This is a genomic window from Cyanobium sp. Cruz-8D1 (assembly GCF_024345975.1).
Taxonomy (GTDB): Bacteria; Cyanobacteriota; Cyanobacteriia; order PCC-6307; family Cyanobiaceae; genus Cyanobium.
Map to the genome: position 1 here is coordinate 62,499 of NZ_JAGQCD010000004.1, position 16,619 is coordinate 79,117.

At 69.3% G+C, this 16,619-nt stretch carries 20 protein-coding genes and 1 tRNA gene; 15 read left to right on the forward strand and 6 right to left on the reverse strand.

Features of this window, described 5'->3' with window-relative positions; all coding sequences use genetic code 11:
• Window positions 1-86: 86 nt before the first annotated feature.
• Window positions 87-1,208, forward strand: a complete 1,122-nt coding sequence (locus tag KBZ33_RS04070; protein WP_254951046.1) for an efflux RND transporter periplasmic adaptor subunit — start codon at window positions 87-89, stop codon at window positions 1,206-1,208.
• Here KBZ33_RS04070 and wecB read toward each other — a convergent pair.
• Window positions 1,205-2,326, reverse strand: a complete 1,122-nt coding sequence (wecB, locus tag KBZ33_RS04075; protein WP_254951044.1) for a non-hydrolyzing UDP-N-acetylglucosamine 2-epimerase — start codon at window positions 2,324-2,326, stop codon at window positions 1,205-1,207. The genes KBZ33_RS04070 and wecB overlap by 4 nt on opposite strands.
• Before the next feature lie 241 nt (window positions 2,327-2,567).
• Here wecB and KBZ33_RS04080 point away from each other — a divergent pair, with 241 nt between their 5' ends.
• On the forward strand, window positions 2,568-3,647 hold the full coding sequence (locus KBZ33_RS04080; RefSeq protein WP_254951043.1) for a type IV pilus twitching motility protein PilT: 1,080 nt from the start codon (window positions 2,568-2,570) through the stop codon (window positions 3,645-3,647).
• A gap of 4 nt (window positions 3,648-3,651) precedes the next feature.
• Here KBZ33_RS04080 and KBZ33_RS04085 read toward each other — a convergent pair whose 3' ends face one another.
• Together KBZ33_RS04085 and tsaD are read right to left on the reverse strand one after the other, a co-directional pair.
• Entirely contained in the window at window positions 3,652-3,849 is a 198-nt protein-coding gene (locus tag KBZ33_RS04085) for a high light inducible protein (RefSeq protein WP_254951041.1), read from the reverse strand.
• Window positions 3,850-3,888: 39 nt separating this feature from the next.
• The gene (gene tsaD, locus KBZ33_RS04090) at window positions 3,889-4,944 is read right to left on the reverse strand and encodes a tRNA (adenosine(37)-N6)-threonylcarbamoyltransferase complex transferase subunit TsaD (protein WP_254951039.1); all 1,056 of its coding nucleotides are present in this window, start codon (window positions 4,942-4,944) and stop codon (window positions 3,889-3,891) included.
• A gap of 73 nt (window positions 4,945-5,017) precedes the next feature.
• Between tsaD and KBZ33_RS04095 the strand changes: the two genes are divergently transcribed.
• Both KBZ33_RS04095 and psaJ read left to right on the forward strand, forming a co-directional pair.
• Window positions 5,018-5,527, forward strand: a complete 510-nt coding sequence (locus tag KBZ33_RS04095; protein WP_254951038.1) for a Photosystem I reaction center subunit III — start codon at window positions 5,018-5,020, stop codon at window positions 5,525-5,527.
• A gap of 93 nt (window positions 5,528-5,620) precedes the next feature.
• The gene (gene psaJ / locus KBZ33_RS04100) at window positions 5,621-5,737 is read left to right on the forward strand and encodes a photosystem I reaction center subunit IX (protein ID WP_035834007.1); all 117 of its coding nucleotides are present in this window, start codon (window positions 5,621-5,623) and stop codon (window positions 5,735-5,737) included.
• 58 nt (window positions 5,738-5,795) lie between these two features.
• Here psaJ and gmk read toward each other — a convergent pair whose 3' ends face one another.
• On the reverse strand, window positions 5,796-6,383 hold the full coding sequence (gmk, locus tag KBZ33_RS04105; RefSeq protein WP_254951036.1) for a guanylate kinase: 588 nt from the start codon (window positions 6,381-6,383) through the stop codon (window positions 5,796-5,798).
• Window positions 6,384-6,443: 60 nt separating this feature from the next.
• Here gmk and KBZ33_RS04110 point away from each other — a divergent pair, with 60 nt between their 5' ends.
• Window positions 6,444-8,147, forward strand: a complete 1,704-nt coding sequence (locus KBZ33_RS04110) for an NFACT family protein (protein ID WP_254951035.1) — start codon at window positions 6,444-6,446, stop codon at window positions 8,145-8,147.
• Window positions 8,144-8,902 (forward strand): twin-arginine translocase subunit TatC, encoded by a 759-nt coding sequence (tatC, locus tag KBZ33_RS04115; protein WP_254951034.1) that lies wholly within the window; start codon window positions 8,144-8,146, stop codon window positions 8,900-8,902. Before KBZ33_RS04110 ends, tatC begins: the two co-directional genes overlap by 4 nt.
• A gap of 9 nt (window positions 8,903-8,911) precedes the next feature.
• On the opposite strand, the gene KBZ33_RS04120 is transcribed toward tatC, so the two are convergent.
• Complete coding sequence (locus KBZ33_RS04120) at window positions 8,912-9,241, reverse strand: DUF3067 family protein (protein WP_254951032.1); 330 nt, start codon at window positions 9,239-9,241, stop codon at window positions 8,912-8,914.
• 127 nt (window positions 9,242-9,368) lie between these two features.
• On the opposite strand from KBZ33_RS04120, the gene petC reads away from it, so the two are divergent.
• The 9 genes from petC to KBZ33_RS04165 all read left to right on the forward strand — a co-directional run bounded on the left by petC (window position 9,369) and on the right by KBZ33_RS04165 (window position 14,968).
• A complete protein-coding gene (petC, locus tag KBZ33_RS04125; RefSeq protein WP_254951030.1) occupies window positions 9,369-9,929 on the forward strand; it encodes a cytochrome b6-f complex iron-sulfur subunit in 561 nt (186 codons plus the stop codon).
• Between the two features lie 57 nt (window positions 9,930-9,986).
• A complete protein-coding gene (petA, locus tag KBZ33_RS04130) occupies window positions 9,987-10,928 on the forward strand; it encodes a cytochrome f (RefSeq protein ID WP_254951028.1) in 942 nt (313 codons plus the stop codon).
• A 35-nt stretch (window positions 10,929-10,963) separates the two neighbouring features.
• Window positions 10,964-11,785 (forward strand): prolipoprotein diacylglyceryl transferase, encoded by an 822-nt coding sequence (gene lgt, locus KBZ33_RS04135; RefSeq protein ID WP_396107939.1) that lies wholly within the window; start codon window positions 10,964-10,966, stop codon window positions 11,783-11,785.
• A complete protein-coding gene (gene cobM, locus KBZ33_RS04140; protein WP_254951027.1) occupies window positions 11,782-12,546 on the forward strand; it encodes a precorrin-4 C(11)-methyltransferase in 765 nt (254 codons plus the stop codon). The genes lgt and cobM overlap by 4 nt, the downstream gene beginning before the upstream one ends.
• Window positions 12,543-13,127, forward strand: a complete 585-nt coding sequence (locus tag KBZ33_RS04145) for an alpha-ketoglutarate-dependent dioxygenase AlkB (protein ID WP_254951025.1) — start codon at window positions 12,543-12,545, stop codon at window positions 13,125-13,127. Before cobM ends, KBZ33_RS04145 begins: the two co-directional genes overlap by 4 nt.
• A gap of 108 nt (window positions 13,128-13,235) precedes the next feature.
• Window positions 13,236-13,895 (forward strand): hypothetical protein, encoded by a 660-nt coding sequence (locus KBZ33_RS04150; RefSeq protein WP_254951023.1) that lies wholly within the window; start codon window positions 13,236-13,238, stop codon window positions 13,893-13,895.
• A 120-nt stretch (window positions 13,896-14,015) separates the two neighbouring features.
• Window positions 14,016-14,087 (forward strand) — tRNA-Val (locus tag KBZ33_RS04155).
• Between the two features lie 132 nt (window positions 14,088-14,219).
• Complete coding sequence (locus KBZ33_RS04160) at window positions 14,220-14,711, forward strand: RodZ family helix-turn-helix domain-containing protein (protein WP_254951021.1); 492 nt, start codon at window positions 14,220-14,222, stop codon at window positions 14,709-14,711.
• Between the two features lie 23 nt (window positions 14,712-14,734).
• Entirely contained in the window at window positions 14,735-14,968 is a 234-nt protein-coding gene (locus KBZ33_RS04165) for a hypothetical protein (RefSeq protein WP_254951019.1), read from the forward strand.
• On the opposite strand, the gene KBZ33_RS04170 is transcribed toward KBZ33_RS04165, so the two are convergent.
• Window positions 14,943-16,610, reverse strand: a complete 1,668-nt coding sequence (locus KBZ33_RS04170; RefSeq protein WP_254951017.1) for a Ppx/GppA phosphatase family protein — start codon at window positions 16,608-16,610, stop codon at window positions 14,943-14,945. The genes KBZ33_RS04165 and KBZ33_RS04170 overlap by 26 nt on opposite strands.
• Window positions 16,611-16,619 lie beyond the last annotated feature (9 nt).

Here is a 16,619-nt window from a genome sequence, read left to right on the forward strand (position 1 = left end):
GAGCGACACTGATCGCAGCGAACCGCCGGCCCATTCCCGCCCTTACCCCCCTACCGCCGGCTCCAGCTCCCACCCGGAGCCCTGCGTTGCCCAACGTCCCGGTGGCGACGAAGCGCCGCCCCCGTCGCCGCCTCTGGATCGGCCTGGTGGTGGGGTTGGCCCTGCTCGCCTCAGCCGGACTCTGGCAGCGGCAACGGCTGCAGACCGGGCGCGATCTGGCCCCCTTCACCGTGGTCGCCCGCGAGGGATCCCTGCCCGGGGTGATCACCGCCAGCGGTGAACTGGATGCCGTCCAGCGGGTGAACGTCAGCCCCAAACGGCAGGGCATCCTGCTGGAGCTGCTGGTCGACGAGGGCGACACGGTACGCAAGGGCCAACCCCTGGCCCTGATGGATGACGGCGACCTGCGCGACCGGTTGACCGAACTGCAGGCCAACGTGCTCTCGGCGCAGGCGGAGCAACGCCGCAGCGACAGCGAGCTGCGCCGCAACGAACCCCTGTTCCGCCAGGGGGCGATCAGCCTCAACGACCTGAACCGCTTTCGGGCCGACGCGGAAGTCCGACGGCTGGCCACCTCTGCGGCCCAGCAACGTCTCAAACAACGGCAGGTGGAGAAAAGCGAGCTGACCGTGCGGGCCCCGTTCGACGGGGTGATCAGCCAGCGTTACGCCGAGCCCGGCGCCTTCGTCACCCCCACCACCACCGCGTCCGCCACCGCCGGTGCCACCAGCTCCTCGATCGTGGAGCTGTCCGAGGGCCTGGAGGTGGTCGCCAAGGTGCCCGAAAGCGACATCGGCCGGCTGAAGGTGGGGCTGCCCGCCAACGTGCGGGTCGATGCCTTCCCGGACCGTCGTTTCCAGGCCCGGGTGCGCCAGATCGCCCCCCGGGCGGTGAAGACCAACAACGTCACGTCCTTCGAGGTGAAGCTCCAGCTGGTCGATCCGGCCCCGGAACTGCGCATCGGCATGACCGCCGACATCGACTTCCAGACCGGCACCCTCCAGGCCAGGACCGTGGTGCCCACCGTCGCGATCGTCACCGAGGACGGCCGCCCCGGGGTGCTGCTGGTGGGCAAGGGTCAGGAACCCACCTTCCAGCCGGTGGAGCTGGGCTCCAGCAGTGGCAAGGACACCCAGATCCTCACGGGCCTGGAGAGCGGCACCAGGGTGTTCATTGACCTACCCCCCTGGGCGAAGAAGCGTCCTTAAGCGGCGGCGACCCCCAGGTAGCGGCGAGCCGCCTCCACAATCCGACCGCTGGCCGCGCCATCGCCGAAGGGATTGTGGGCGTGGGCCATGGCCTGATAAGCCTCCTGGTCGTCCAGAAGGCGACTGGCCTCCGCCAGGATCACCGCGCTGTCGGTGCCGATCAGCTTCGCCGTACCGGCCGTCACCGCCTCGGGCCGTTCGGTGGTGCGGCGCAGCACCAGCACGGGCTTGCCCAGGGCAGGCGCCTCCTCCTGCAGACCACCGGAATCAGTCAGCAACAGGGTGCAGCCGCGCATCGCCGCCACCAGCCGGTCGTAATCGAGGGGTTCGGTGAGGAAGGCGCGGGGATGGGAGCCGAGCAGGGCCTGCAGGGGCTCACGCACCGTGGGGTTGCGATGCAGCGGCAGCAGCAGGGCCGTGTCAGGGAAGCGCTCCAGCAAAGCCAGGAAGCCCTGGCCGATCTCAAGCAGCCGCTCGCCCCAGTTCTCGCGGCGATGCACCGTAGCCAGCAGCACCCGCTGGTTTTGCCAGTCGAGCCCGGGCAGGTCCCATTCGGGAGCGGTGCGGGCCATCAACAGCAGGGCATCGATCACCGTGTTGCCGGTGGTGAGGATCTCGCCCACCACCCCTGAGGCCGTCAGGTTCGCCGCCGACTGGGGCGTGGGGGCGAAGTGGAGCCGGGCCAGCTGCGAGATCAGACGCCGGTTGGCCTCCTCCGGAAACGGATCGAGCAGGTCGTTGGTGCGCAGACCGGCCTCCACATGGCCGACGGGAATCTGCTCGTAGAAGGCGGCCAGGGCACTGGCGAAGGCCGTGGTGGTGTCGCCCTGCACCAGGACCAGATCCGGGCGATGCGCCTCAAACTCCTCCTTCAGGCCCTGCAATGCCGCACAGGTGACATGGGTGAGGGTCTGCTTGGGAGCCATCAGGGCCAGGTCATGGTCGGCGCTGAGGCCGAACAGGCGCATCACCTGGGTGACCATCTCGCGGTGCTGCCCCGTGAGCACCACCCGGGTGCGGAACTCCTCGGCCCGCTGAAAAGCCAGGATCACCGGCGCCAGCTTGATGGCCTCCGGGCGCGTGCCCAGAACGATGCTGACCAGGGGCTGTGGGGACACGGGCCGAAGCGGGTCCGGCGATCCTAGGGAGCCCCCGATCGACCCTCCCCCAGGCCGGAGGCCATCACTTCACGCTGATGTTTACAGCGGCGAATCCGCACCTAGAATTTCTGTTCAGAACCGAGCCCTTCAACTGGATCAACCATCCGTTTTGCAGAGTTCTTCCACGTCACACGCCCAGGCACCACCACCACCTCCGCCGGTGGAAGGGGTAGGAGCGCGGTCGGCTCAGGCCCCGCCGATGGCCGCGGATGGGGGATCTCCGACGACGCTGGAGCAGATCGTTCGGGTGGCCTTCGAGCGCAATTTCTCCGATGTTCACCTCGGCGTTGGTGAACAACCCAGATTTCGCCATCGCGGCGACATGATTCTGGCCGGCTTGGGTGTCACCGATGCCGGCACATTCCGAGACTGGCTGCGGGAGATCTTGGAACCCTCCCAGATCGACCACTTCGTCCAGCAAAAGGAGCATGACGGATCGTTCGCCTTCAGCTTCGTGCGGGTGAGGATCAACCTGCTGGAGTCGCTGCAGGGTCCAGCGATGGTGCTGCGGTTGATTCCCCAGTCCATTCCCACCATCGACGAGCTCAGCCTGCCGCAGGTGCTGAAGGATCTGGCCCAACGGCCCAAGGGAATGCTGCTGGTCACCGGACCCACCGGCTCGGGCAAGAGCACCACCCTGGCTGCGGTGATTGACCACATCAATCGCACGATGAAGCGCCACATCCTCACCATTGAGGATCCAGTGGAGTTCGTGCATCAGAGTCGCCAGTCCCTGATCCGCCAGAGAGAACTGGGCACCCACACGAAACACTTCAAGACCGCCCTGAGGGCCGCCCTGAGGGAAGATCCCGACGTGATCCTGGTGGGGGAGATCCGCGATCAGGACACCCTTACCACCGCGATCGAAGCGTCCCAGACCGGGCACCTGCTGCTGGGGACCCTGCACACCAATTCGGCGGTGCGCTCCGTGGAGCGCATGCTGGGGATGTACCCCCCCGATGAACAGCAGATCATTCGGCGCTCCGTGGCTGATTCGCTGCTGGGGGTGATCTCCCAGGGCCTGATCAAGACCGTGGATGGGAAGCGGGCCTCGTATCACGATGTCTTCATCAACACCGACGCCTGCAAGGACTACATCATGCGCGCCAATCTTGACGAGGTTGAAGCCATCATGGCCCGCAGTGGTTTTGACGGCATGATCACCTCCAACCAATACCTGGCCAATCTGGTTTCAGCCGGGAAGGTGCATCCCGAAGAGGCCCTCGCCGCCAGCCTCAAGCCCGACGAACTGGCCCAGACCCTGCGGGGACGGACCTGATCCCTCAGCCCCCGGCTAACCGGACCAGCAGCAGAACGCCAAGACCGACCGAAAGTCCGAGCATGGCCAAGCGGCCATTCCAGATCTCGGCCTGGGGGGTGAAACCGCGACGCCAGGAGTTGAGTTCCTGCTGGGACACAGGCTCCGTGTCGCTGAGCGATGGATCAATCTGCTCGATGGGCAGGGGATTCGCGGGGGCCATGGGGCCAGACCTTAAAGCGATCTACCCACATTAAGGGCATCAAAAGGGAGGTTGTGGCGCATAGAGCGTGCCGGCCTGCTCCAGGGGCAGACGGGCCGCCACCCCCAGGGCGATCCCGCTGCGCCCCCCCGCATCGAGGCGCTCGATCGCGGCCAGGCCCACCATGGCGGCGTTATCGGTGCAGTAAGCCAGGGGCGCAACGCGCCAGCAGAGGCCACGGGCGGCGGTGGCCGCGGCCATGAGGCGGCGCAGCCGTCGGTTGGCGGCCACGCCCCCCACCAGCACCACGGTCTTCAGCCCCGCCTCGACGGCGCAGCGGCAGCTGCGCTCCACGAGCACCTCGGCCACCACCTGCTCGAAACTCGCCGCCAGGTCAGCCACCGGCAGGCTGCCGCCGTCGCGGCTGAGGGTCTGCACCTGGCGGAGCACCGCCGTCTTGAGGCCGCTGAAGCTGAAGTCGTAGGGGTGGTAGCCCCCCTGGGGGAGGGAAACTCTCCCCTTGGGAAAGCGGAAGCGGCCTGGATCCCCGTCCTCGGCCACCGCCTCGATCGCCGGCCCACCCGGATAGCCGAGCCCGAGCAGCCGGGCCACCTTGTCGAAGCATTCTCCGGCGGCATCGTCGCGGCTGCGGCCAAGGCGGGCGTAGCTCCCCGGAGCCTCCACCTTGACCAGCTCGGTGTGGCCACCACTCACCAGCAGCACCAGGTAGGGCCCCTCCGGCAGCGGCTCACCCAGGTGCACCGAGCAGAGATGGCCCTCCAGGTGGTGCACACCCAGGAACGGCTTGCCATGCAGTCGAGCCAATGTTCGAGCTGTCACCGACCCCACCAGCAGGGCCCCCGCCAGGCCGGGGGCGACCGTGGCGGCGATGGCATCGAGGTCAGCCATGGCCAGACCGCTCTCCTCCAGCACCTGGGCGATCAGGCCCGGCAACGCCTCCACATGGCGACGGGAGGCGATCTCCGGCACCACCCCGCCCCAGCGGGCGTGCTCCTCCATCTGGGAGGCGACGGCCCCCGCCAGCACCCGCCGTCCGGACACGATCGCCGCCGCCGACTCGTCACAACTTGTTTCGAGGGCCAGAACCGTGCTCATGCGCCCTGAAGAGCTCCCCTACTGTCCGCACGAGCCATCCTGCCCCGCGGCAGTTCCACCGCGGCCCCTCTCCATGCGCCGTCTTCTTTCCAGCCGTCCGTTCGCCAGCAGGCTTTTCGCCCTGCTCGCCTCGGCGTTTCTGCTCTTCGGCTTCGCCCCTTCGGCCCAGGCCGACATCGGCGGACTCACCCTCTGCAGCGAGACTCCCCGGTTCCAGCAGCGCGCCGCCGGAGCCAAGACCGATCAGGCCAAGGCCCGTTTCGCCATGTATGGCCAAGCCCTCTGCGGCACCGATGGCCTGCCCCACCTGATCGTCGACGGCCGCTGGAATCACGCCGGTGACTTCACGATCCCCGGCATCGCTTTCCTCTACATCGCCGGCTGCATCGGCTGGGCCGGTCGGGTCTACCTGCAGGCCATCCGTGGCAACAAGGACGCCAACATGAAGGAGATCCAGATCGATCTGGCCCTGGCCTTCAAGAGCACCCTGGCCTCCGCCACCTGGCCCCTGGCGGCGTTCAAGGAACTCACCGGCGGCAAGCTGCTCGAGGACGACAGCAAGGTGACGGTCTCCCCCCGCTGAGGGCGTCCCTGATTCCCCCGCCAAGCCGTTCGTTCCGTTCTGCCCCCAGCGTCCCAAGGGCCGCTGGTCATCCCCCTTCCGCACCGCCCTTCCATGAAGAAGTTCCTCACCACCGCTCCGGTGTTCGCCGCCATCTGGTTCGGCATCACCGCCGGGATCATGATCGAGTTCAACCGGTTCTTCCCCGATCTGCTCTTCCACCCGCTCTGAAGCGGGGTTCAAAGCCAGACCGCCAGGGCGACCCACGGGTCGCCTTTTTCATGGCCGTTCAGGGCAGCGGGGTCGCCCCGGCGTCGAGGCCCAGGAGACGCTCCAGTTCGGCCACCGCCGCCTCCAGATCACCGTTGACCAGCACCGCATCGAACTCGGCCTCGGCCTCCAGTTCCACCCGGGCCCGGGCCAGGCGCTTCTGGATCGCCTCCTGCGCGTCGGTGCCGCGGCCGCGGATGCGGCGCTCCAGTTCCTCGAAGCTGGGTGGCTTGATGAGCAGCTGATAGGCCGCCGGGAAGGTGCGCCGCACCTGGCGGGCCCCCTCCAGCTCGATCTCCAGCAGCACCGGCCGGCCCTGGGCAAGATGCTCCTCCACTGGGTCCCTGGGGGTGCCGTACAGGTGCCCCGCGAAGGCGGCCCATTCCAGGAAGCCCCCCGTGGACACCCGCTGCTCGAAGTCGGGCCGTGTCAGGAAAAAATAGTGCTGGCCGCCGATCTCCCCGGCGCGGGGCGATCGGGTGGTGGCCGACACCGACAGCCAGATCCCGGGATGGCGCTGCAGCAGCCTGGCCACCAGGGTCCCCTTGCCCACCCCGCTGGGGCCGGTGATCACCGTGAGCCGACCGGGGCAGGGGGGGGAGGACATGGATCGCTGGCGCTGGGGCGCACAGTAGGGGTGGACCGCACGGAAGCGACAGTGGAGGCGATGGCCCCATCCCCGCCCATCCAGGCCATGGATGTGACCAGCCTGCGCGCCGTGCTGGTCGAGATGCGCCGCGGCCTGCTGCCCAGTCGCTTCGAGAAGGCCCAGCAGCCCGACGCCCATCGGCTGCAGCTCGGCCTGCGCAGCCTGCAGGGAACCCTCTGGCTGGAACTCAGCTGGCTGGCGGAGGCCCCACGCCTGCTGGCCATCGACCCGCCACTGCGGCTGGGGGATGGCAGCACCCTGGCCCAGCAGCTCCAACACGGCCTGCGGGGTCTGGCTCTGGTGAGCCTGGAGCAGCTGGGCTGGGAGCGGGTGGTGACCCTGGGCTTCGCCCCCAGGCCCGGTGAGCCGATCGCCAGGCAGCTGGTGCTGGAGGTGATGGGGCGCCACAGCAACCTGTTCCTGCTGGATGGGGACGGGCGGGTGATCACCCTGGCCCGCCAGGTCCGCCAGGACCGGTCGCGCCTGCGGCCGATCGGCACTGGGGATGCCTATGGGCCGCCGCCGCCCATGGCCGGCGAACCTCCCCGGCTCCAGGAGGACTTCGCTTCCTGGCAGCGGCGCCTCGCCCTGCTGCCCCAGACGGTCGGCCAGGCGCTGATGGGCGCCTACCAGGGGGTCGGCCCGGCCCTGGCCCGCCAGCTGGCGGGCCCCTGGCTGCCGCTGGCGGTGCAGACCCTGCAGGCGGAGCAGTGGCAGGGGCTGTGGCAGCGCTGGCGCCTCTGGCTGGAAACGGTGGACCAGGAGGGCTTCGCCCTGGGCTGGGGCGGCCCCAGTGACTACCGCTGCTGGGACCCCGGGGCAGCGGCCAGCGTGCCGGCCGCCTGGGCGATCAACCGGGGATTGGCGGGCTACTACGCCGACCGGCTGGGGCGTCGGGAGCTGGAGCAACGGCGGGCGAGCCTGCGGCAGCGCCTCCAGAACGCCGCCGTCCGGGAGCGTCGCAACGCCGACCAGCAGCAGGCCCTGCTGGCGGCGGTGCCCGGCAGCGAGGCGATGCAGCGCCGGGCCGATGGCCTGCTGAGCCTGCCGGCGCCCTCCCGGGACGCGATCGACGAAGCCCAGCGCCTCTACCGCCAGGCCCGCAAGCTGCGCCGTTCCGTGGCGGCGATCACCCCCCGGCTGGAGCTGCATCAGCAGCGGCTGGCCGCCATTGACACCAGCCTCACCTTTGTCGAGCAGGCGGAAAACGAGGCGCAGCTCGCCGCCGTCGAGGAGGACCTGCCGGCCCTGCTCCCCTCCCGCGACGGCAAGGGACCGGGCCCCTCCCGGCGCACGCGGCGCGGTCCGGCCGGCAGCGCTCCGAGCCCCCTGGAGCTGCGCAGCAGCGGTGGCCTGCGGTTGCAGGTGGGCCGCAACCACCGTCAGAACGAGTGGATCAGCCTGCAGCAAGCCCGGCGCGGCGATCTCTGGTTCCATGCCCAGGAATGCCCGGGCAGCCATGTGGTGCTCAAGGGCTCAGAGGGCACCCCCAGCGACGAGGACCTGCGGGAGGCGGCCGACCTGGCGGCCCACTTCAGCCGGGGCCGGGCCAATGGCCGGGTGGCGGTGGTGATGGTGCCGACCGGGGATCTGCAACGCATCGCCGGCGCCGGCCCCGGAACGGTGCGCCACCGCGGCGGCGACGTGCTGTGGGCGGTGCCCGAGCGGGCCGCTGGACTCCTGGTGGAGCCCCCTAGGCTGCCGGGAACGGAACGGCCATGAGCGACTCCATCCCCGAGGACAATTTCCCCGGCGAGGTGCAGATGAGCCTGGTGGAGCACCTGGAGGAGCTCCGCCGGCGGGTGCTGCGCAGCCTGCTGGCGGTGGTGGTCGGTGCCGCCGTCTGCCTGGTGGGCGTGCGGCCCTTGGTGAAGTTGCTGGAGGTGCCGGCCGAAGGCATCCGCTTCCTGCAGCTGGCCCCCGGCGAATTCCTGTTCGTGTCATTGAAGGTGGCCGGCTACGCGGGGCTCACCCTGGCCCTGCCCTACGTGCTCTTCGAGATCCTGGCCTTCGTGCTGCCGGGGTTGAGCCGGCGGGAGAGGCGGTTGGTGGCCCCCGCCGTCGCCGGCTCCACGGTGCTGTTCGCCGCCGGTCTGGCCTTCGCCTGGTGGGCCCTGGTGCCGGCCGCCCTGCGCTTCCTGGTGTCCTACGGCGCCGACGTGGTCGAGCCGATCTGGTCGATCGAGCGCTACCTCGACTTCGTGCTGCTGTTGATGGTGGCCACGGCCCTGGCCTTCCAGCTGCCGGTGCTGCAGCTGCTGCTGGGCGCCCTGGGGCTGATCGACTGGCGCACCATGCTGGGCGCCTGGCGCTGGGTGGTGCTGGCGGCGGCCCTGGCCGGGGCGGTGCTGACGCCCTCCACCGATCCGATCACGATGTTGTTGCTCACCGGGGCGATCACAGCCCTGTACCTGCTGGGGGTGGCGCTGGTGGCCCTGGCCGAGGGGCTGCGGCCCTCCCCGTCGCCCTCCACCTGAGGCGCCGGCTCAGAGCATGAACTCGCTGGCGCGGCCCGCCGGCAGCTCCAGGGGCAGGGAGAGGGCCTTGCCCAGGCGGGGCTTGTCCGTGGTGGTCTGGAGCCAGTGGCGCACCTGGGCGGCCACGCCGAGGCCATTGAGGGAGCCAACCAGCTCCTCGAGGTGCTCCTCGAAGGCCTCGGGGCTGAGAGGGAAAGACTGCTGCTCCAGGTAGCCCCACATCACATGCAGATACAGGCGGCCGCGACGCTGGACCAGCTGCAGGTCATAGGTGGCCTGCCAGCGGGTCCGCAGCAACGCCAGCAGTTCCTCCCGGCGAAGCGGCTCAGCTGAGGTCATGGCGGCAGGTTGCACTCCACAACAGCATGTTGCAGCCAGCCATCGGCGGGTGCGACTCGGACCCGGGCCGGGAAGGGCAAGGTTCATAATGGGCGCCACGTCAATCGGTCACACCGCGCCGTTTCCTATGACCCAGATTCCTGCGGCCTCCTCAAACGGCGGTGGAGCGGCTGATGTGCCCGGGATGGGCCGCCGGCAGTTCATGAACCTGCTGACCTTCGGTTCCGTCACTGGGGTGGCCCTGGGTGCCCTCTACCCGGTGGTGAACTACTTCATCCCGCCGAAGGCCGCGGGTAGCGGTGGCGGCGTCACCGCCAAGGACGAGCTGGGCAACAGCGTCACCGCCACCGGCTGGCTGGCCACCCACAAGGAAGGCGACCGCAGCCTGGTGCAGGGTCTCAAGGGCGATCCCACCTATCTGCTGGTGGAGGGTGGCGAGGCCATCGGCGACTACGGCATCAACGCCATCTGCACCCACCTGGGCTGTGTGGTGCCCTGGAACAGCGGCGCCAACCGGTTCATCTGCCCCTGCCACGGCAGCCAGTACGACGCCGCCGGCAAGGTGGTGCGCGGACCCGCTCCCCTCTCCCTGGCCCTGGCCCACGTCAGCGTCGAGAACGACAACGTGTTCCTCAGCCCGTGGACCGAAACCGACTTCCGCACCGGCGAGAAGGCCTGGTGGGCGTGATCGGCGCCTGAATCTTTCTCCCCCGCTTCCCTCTCCGACGCCCGCCACCTGCACCCCATGCGCCGCTTCCTCTCCCCCCTGTTCGGCACCCTCCTCACCCTCAGCCTTTCGGTGGGCGCGCTGCTCCTGGGAGCCAGCCCCAGCTGGGCGTACCCCTTCTGGGCCCAGCAGAACTACGCCTCGCCGCGTGAAGCCACCGGCAAGATCGTTTGCGCCAACTGCCACCTGGCCAAGAAGGCCACCCGGGTGGAAGTGCCCCAGGCGGTCTTCCCCGACACGGTCTTCAAGGCGGTGGTGGAAATCCCCTACGACACCTCGGTGCAGCAGGTGTCGGGCAACGGCAGCCCCGCCGGTCTGAACGTGGGCGCTGTGGTGATGCTCCCCGATGGCTTCACCCTGGCGCCCCAGGATCGGCTCAGCGACGAGCTCAAGGAAGAAACGGCCGGCGTCTACTTCACCCAGTACAGCGACGACCAACCCAACATTCTTCTGGTGGGCCCTCTCCCCGGTGACCAGCACCAGGAGATCGTCTTCCCGATCCTGTCCCCCGATCCGTCCACCGACAGCGCCATCCACTTCGGCAAGTACCAGGTGCACGTGGGAGCCAACCGTGGCCGCGGCCAGGTGACCCCGGAAGGAGAGAAGACCAACAACACCGTCTACACCGCACCCGCGGCCGGCACGGTCAGCGCCATCAGCGCCGGTGAGAACGGCGCCACCGTGGTGGAGATCACCGGGGCCAGCGGCGCCGTCACCGAGACCGTGCCCGCCGGACCCAGCCTGACCGTGGCCGTGGGCGATGTGGTGGAGGCCGGTGCCCCGATCACCAACGATCCCAACGTCGGTGGCTTCGGTCAGATCGATGCCGAAGTGGTGCTCCAGAACCCCGTGCGCATTTACGGGCTGCTGGCCTTCTTCGCCGCCGTGGCCCTGGCCCAGATCATGCTGGTGCTCAAGAAGCGCCAGGTCGAGAAGGTCCAGGCGGCGGAGGGCTTCTGAGCGTTCTTTTCGGCCTCTTCACCTCCCCGGGACCCCTGATCTTTCAGCTGGGTCCCGTTTCTGTGCGCTGGTACGGCCTGCTGATTGCCCTGGCGGTGCTGCTGGGCCTGCTCCTGGCCACCCGCCTGGGCCGCATCAGGGGCATCGAGCCCGCCCTGATCGCCGATCTCCTGCCGCTGATGGTGCTCGGTGCCGTGGTCGGCGCCCGCCTCTATTACGTCGCGCTGGAGTGGCGCCAGTTCCACAACAACTGGTTCGATGTCTTCGCCATCTGGCGGGGGGGCATCGCCATCCACGGTGCCCTGATCGGGGGGTCGCTGGTCACCCTGCTCTTCTGCCGCTGGCGCCGGCAGCCCTTCTGGCCCCTGCTCGACGTGCTCGTTCCCGCCGTGGCCCTGGGCCAGGCGATCGGCCGCTGGGGCAATTTCTTCAACTCCGAGGCCTTCGGTGTGCCCACCAACCTCCCCTGGGCCCTGACCATTCCGATGGCCAACCGGCCGCCGCAGTTCCTGGAGCAGGCCTCCTTTCACCCCACCTTTCTGTACGAGTCCCTCTGGAACCTGGCGGTCTGCGTCCTGCTGCTGCTCCTGTTCCGCCTGGGCAGCCAGGGCCGGCTGCGGCTGCCGGCCGGAGCCCTGAGCTGCGTCTACCTGATGGCCTACAGCGCCGGCCGCTTCTGGATCGAGGGGCTGCGGCTCGATCCCCTCTGCCTGTTCTCCCAGCCGCCCTTCTGCGCCGGTGGCCTGCGCATGGCCCAGCTGATGAGCCTGCTGCTCATCGCGCTTGGTGGGGCAGGTCTGCTCTGGCTTTACCGCTTCAAACGTCCCCTCCCTGATCCCTCCGGCCTGACCGCATGACAGCCACCGTTCAGATCGTCGGAGCGGGCCCCGGGGCCCCGGATCTGCTCACCCTGAGGGCCGCCAGGGCCATTGAGGACGCGGAGGTGCTGGTCTGGACCGATTCCCTGGTGAATCCCCAGATCGCTGCCCTGGCACCCAGCGCGTGCGAAACGATCCGCACCAGCACGCTCACCCTCGAGGAGGTGATGGCCGTGGTGGTCGAGCGGGCCAGGCAGGGACGGCGGGTGGTGCGCCTCCACGACGGGGATCCCTGCCTGTACGGCGCCCTGCAGGAGCAGATCTGCCGGCTGGCCGACGCCGGCCTGGCGGTGGAGGTGGTGCCGGGCCTGAGTGCCTACCAGGCCACCGCCGCCGCCCTCGGCGCCGAGCTGACCATTCCCGGCCGCGTGCAGACCATCGTGCTGAGCCGGGCCGGTGGCCGCACCGGCGTACCGGAGCGCGAATCCCTGGCCCGACTCGCCGCCCTGCAGGCCTCCCTGTGCCTCTACCTCAGCGCCCGCCACGTGGAAGAGGTGCAGAGCGAGCTGCTGCTGCACTACCCGGCGGACACGCCGGTGGCGATCGGCTACAGGGTCAGCTGGCCCGACCAGTGGCTCACGGTGGTGCCCCTGGAGAGCATGGCCCGGGTCAGCCGCGAGCGGAACCTGATCCGCACCACTCTCTACGTGGTAAGTCCGGCGCTGCGGGCGGCTGAGGAGGCCCGATCCCTGCTCTATTCCGCCAACCACAACCACCTGTTCCGCGGCGGCGCCGAGTGACTCCGTCCAGCCAGCCCTGCCTGCGCCACTGGCGGGGATGGTTGGGCGCGGCGGAAGCCGATGGCTGGCTGGAGCAGTTGCAGCGGGAGGTGCCCTGGAAACAGGAGTCCATCACCGTGTACGGCCATCGCCATGCGATGCCCCGTCTCACCTGCTGGATGGCGGATCCGGGCTGCGGCTACCGCTACTCCGGGCTGGAGAACGCCATCGAACCCTGGACACCGCTCATCAGCGCCATCCGCCGGCGCGTTGCTGCGGCTGCGGCCCAGGAGTTCAATTCCCTGCTGCTGAATTTTTACCGCAACGGCCGTGATGCCATGGGCTGGCACGCCGATGACGAGCCTGAGCTGGATCCGGAAGCCTGCATCGCCTCCCTCAGTCTGGGGGCCAGCCGCACCCTGCGCTTCCGTTCCCGCCAGCGGGACATGGCCCCCACGCTGGCGGTGGAACTGGGGCACGGGGATCTGCTGCTGATGGATCCACCCACCCAGCGGCACTGGCAGCACGGGCTGCCGCGACGCCTGAAGGTTGACGCCGCCCGGCTCAACCTGACCTTCCGGCTGGTGCGGCGGCCGGCCTGAAAACGGGGGTGCTGGTGCCGCCACTGAGGGCGGCCGCCGCGGACCTCCCGGCGCCGGGAGGACGGCGAGAATGGATGCCGTGTACCTCTGAGCGGAGTTCCGAGGGCGATGGCCAGTTCCCGTGGTAGCCGGCACCGGCGCCTCCTGCCGGTGCTGCTGGGCGTGACCCTGCTGAGCGGTGGCTGTCAGTTCACCGGGGTGAGCGAAGCCGGCCGGGAGCGCTGCCGCAAACTCAGCGCCGCCGCCGGCAATCCCCCCATGGCAGCCCTCAGCTACGTCCGCTGCCTGCCTGGCTCCGATTCCAGCCTGGCGGCCGAGAAGGCGGCTGACGAGCAGGCGGCCGCGGCCCGAAGGGCAGCCCTGGAGAGCTGCCGCAACCGCCAACGGCAAATCAACACCCTGCTGGCCAGCCTGCGCAACGCAGAACAGGAGCTGGCGGCAGCCCGGAACAGCTCCTTCCGCCCCAGTGAGGCGCCACCCGATCCCCTGGATGCAGGCAAGGAATCCCGTTATCGCCCCGAAGACCAGCGGCTCGACCGGGACCGCTACGAGGCCGCCCTCGGCGCCTGGGAACAGCAGGTGGCCGCCCAGCGAGCCCAGTGGCGCCAGCAGCGCGTCGAACGCATCGCAGCCGCCCAAGGACAGCTCGACCGGGACGCCCAGGCCCTCAGGCGGCTCCAGCCCGATCTGTTCAACGCCCCCGCCAGCATCGAGTTCGACCCCACGGCCCTCCGGCGGGTGAGAGCCGACTGCGACAGCGCCGGCTGAGGGGATTTGACAGTGTGTTCGGCGACCGTGTAGGAGGGTTCAAGGCCATTGGGCCTGGTCGAAACCCCTGCCGCAGAAAGTTTCTCTTTCAGGCGATGCCGAGGTGCCGACAGCAACGATGGGCGATTAGCACAGCGGTAGCGCACTTCCTTCACACGGAAGGGGTCACTGGTTCGAATCCAGTATCGCCCATGTCTTCATTCCTGTTTCTGCCCAGTACCGTCATCGCGACGGGGGCTGGTTGGCATCAAGACCGCTCGTCATACTGCTGGCTACGCAGCGCTTCAGGAGTACCTGCCCTTGCCCGAATCTCCTGCCGCAACCATGGCCGCAGAGAACTGGAGCGCACCGATCCCGCAACTCGTCCAGCTGGGCGAAACGCTCGGCAAGGCACGCCGCGACCAGAACCTCAGCCTGGAGGAGCTGGCCAACAGACTGCGGCTGGGAACCGAGCAGCTGACGGCGCTCGAGGCGGGCGACCACGCACACCTGCCGGAAGCGGTGTTCGTGGTCGCCCAGGCCAAACGCGTCGCGGGCGCCCTTGGGATCGATGTCAGCCAGCAGATCAGCGATCTGCAGGGGAGCCGCTTGATGCGCGTCAAGCGGCGCCAGGTTCCCGTGACGCCGCTCCTGCGAGGGAGCGCCACCGCCCCCTCCAGCCAAGGCAGGCCCCTCGGCGGCCTAGGGGCGGCTCTGCTGCTGCTGGGGGCCGGCGCCGGCGCAGTGGCCGCCCTGCAGGAGAAGATCTTTCCCCCCAGGCGTCAAGGGCCCCATCAGCGGCCGCAGCCACCAACCAGAACACGACCCAGGGCCTGAGCACGTCTCCGAACCAGGCCCTGGTGCTGCAGAGCAATCAGCCCAGCTGGCTGAAGGTCCACAACGCCAACGGGGTCACCCTGTTCCGCGGCACCTTCACCGGCGAGAAGCGTTTCCCCTTGGGACAGGGCCTCAAGGTGCTGGCCGGCCGGCCGGACCTGGTGACCGCCACCGACGGCAGCGAGGGCCCCCGGTCCCTGGGGCGGATCGATCAGGTGGCGTGGCGCACGTTCACGGCGACACCTGCCGCACCGTGAGCCTCAGGCCCGTGGCTTCCAGCACCAGATCAGCGCAGGAGCGCAGGCTCCACTCCTCGAGGCCCAGATCCTGGGGGGGCTCACCGGGCTGTGGGGCGCTGGCCAGCAGGCTGATGGTGAAGCCACGGGACTGAGCGGTCCGCTCGGCGTCCGCAGAGACGCTGATCGCCTCGATTCCGGGGGCGGGCCTGCGGTCGAGGGCAGCCGCCAGCCGCAGCAGCAGCGCCATCGTGAACACGCTGTGGCGGTGCTGCCCGGCCTCGATCAGCTGCCACGACTCGTGGCGCTTCTTGGGCAGGCTGCGTCGGTGGTAGCGGGCGATCGCCGCCACCATCAGGTGCTCAGATTCGGAATAACCAAGCAGCTCCCCATGGCGGATCAGGTACCAGGTGTGCTTGTGGTAAGCGGCGATGTTCACATGCTTGCCGCAGGCGTGCAGCTGGGCCGCCGCCCACAGCAGGGCGCGGCCGTCGCCATCGTCATCGTGCAGCAGGCCCCGGGTCTGGTCGTAGAGGCTGAGGGCATGGCTGGCCACCCGATCGGCCCGGACCGTGTCCACTCCGTAGGTGCGGGCCAGGTGCAGAACCGTGCGGCGGCGAATGGTGCTCTGGAAGCTGAAGCGATCGACGAGCAGGCCGTTGCGCAGCATCCAGTCGACGATCAGTCCCTCCCGCAGGGCCCGTTCACAGACCACCAGCTCCCTGACATGAAGGATCTCCATGGTGGTCTGGAGGATCAGGGCGCCGGGGACGATGATCTCGGCCCGGCGTTCGTTGATCGCGGTGAGGGCGCGGCGCTGCTCCGGGGTCATCCCCACCAGCCGCTCGACAATCCCATCGAGACGGGCCCGGCCCAGGCGGTAGCCGTCGAGCTTCAGGGGCGGGTTGGGGTCCTGGGCGGAGGCCAGGGCCGCCATCGCCATGGCCGTACCGCTGGTGGCCACCAGCACCGGCTTCTCCCCCGGCCGCAGTTCCCGTTTCACCTCGGCGACGGCCGGATCCATCGCCCCCTGGATGTAGGCCTCGAGGAAACCGCGGCGGGCCGGCGTCAGGGGGTCCTCCCGGCAGAACTCCCGCTGCAGGCGCACCGCTCCGATGCGGGTGCTGGTGAGGGCGCGGGCATCGCGGCCATCGGCCAGCACCAGCTCTGTGGAGCCGCCGCCGATGTCGAGGATGAAGTAGGGCTGATCGCCGAAGGAGAGGCCCGAAAGCACCCCCAGGTAGATCAGTCGGGCCTCCTCCGGCCCGCTCACCAGATCCACCGCCAGTCCCAGCTGGTCCTGGAGCCCCTGCAGGAACGAGCGGCCGTTCGGCGCCTCCCGCACGGCGCTGGTGGCAGCGGTGACGATCTGCTCCACCCCATGGCTGGTGGCCAGGTCCCGGCAGTGGCGCAGGGTCAGGAAGGCGCGCTCGATCGCCTCAGGGGTGAGGTCGCCGGAATCGGGGTCCCTTTCCCCAAGGCGGGTGGTGGATTTTTCCGCCAGCACCACCGAGAAACTGCCCAGAACCGGATCGATCGCCGCGACCAGCAGATGGATGGAATTGGTGCCGATGTCGATGGCCGCCACTCGCCGTTCCGCGGTGCCGGACGTGGCGGGGACCGAAGCCAACGCGGCTGACGCCGGATCGGGGATCGGGGGCATGGGAGTGGG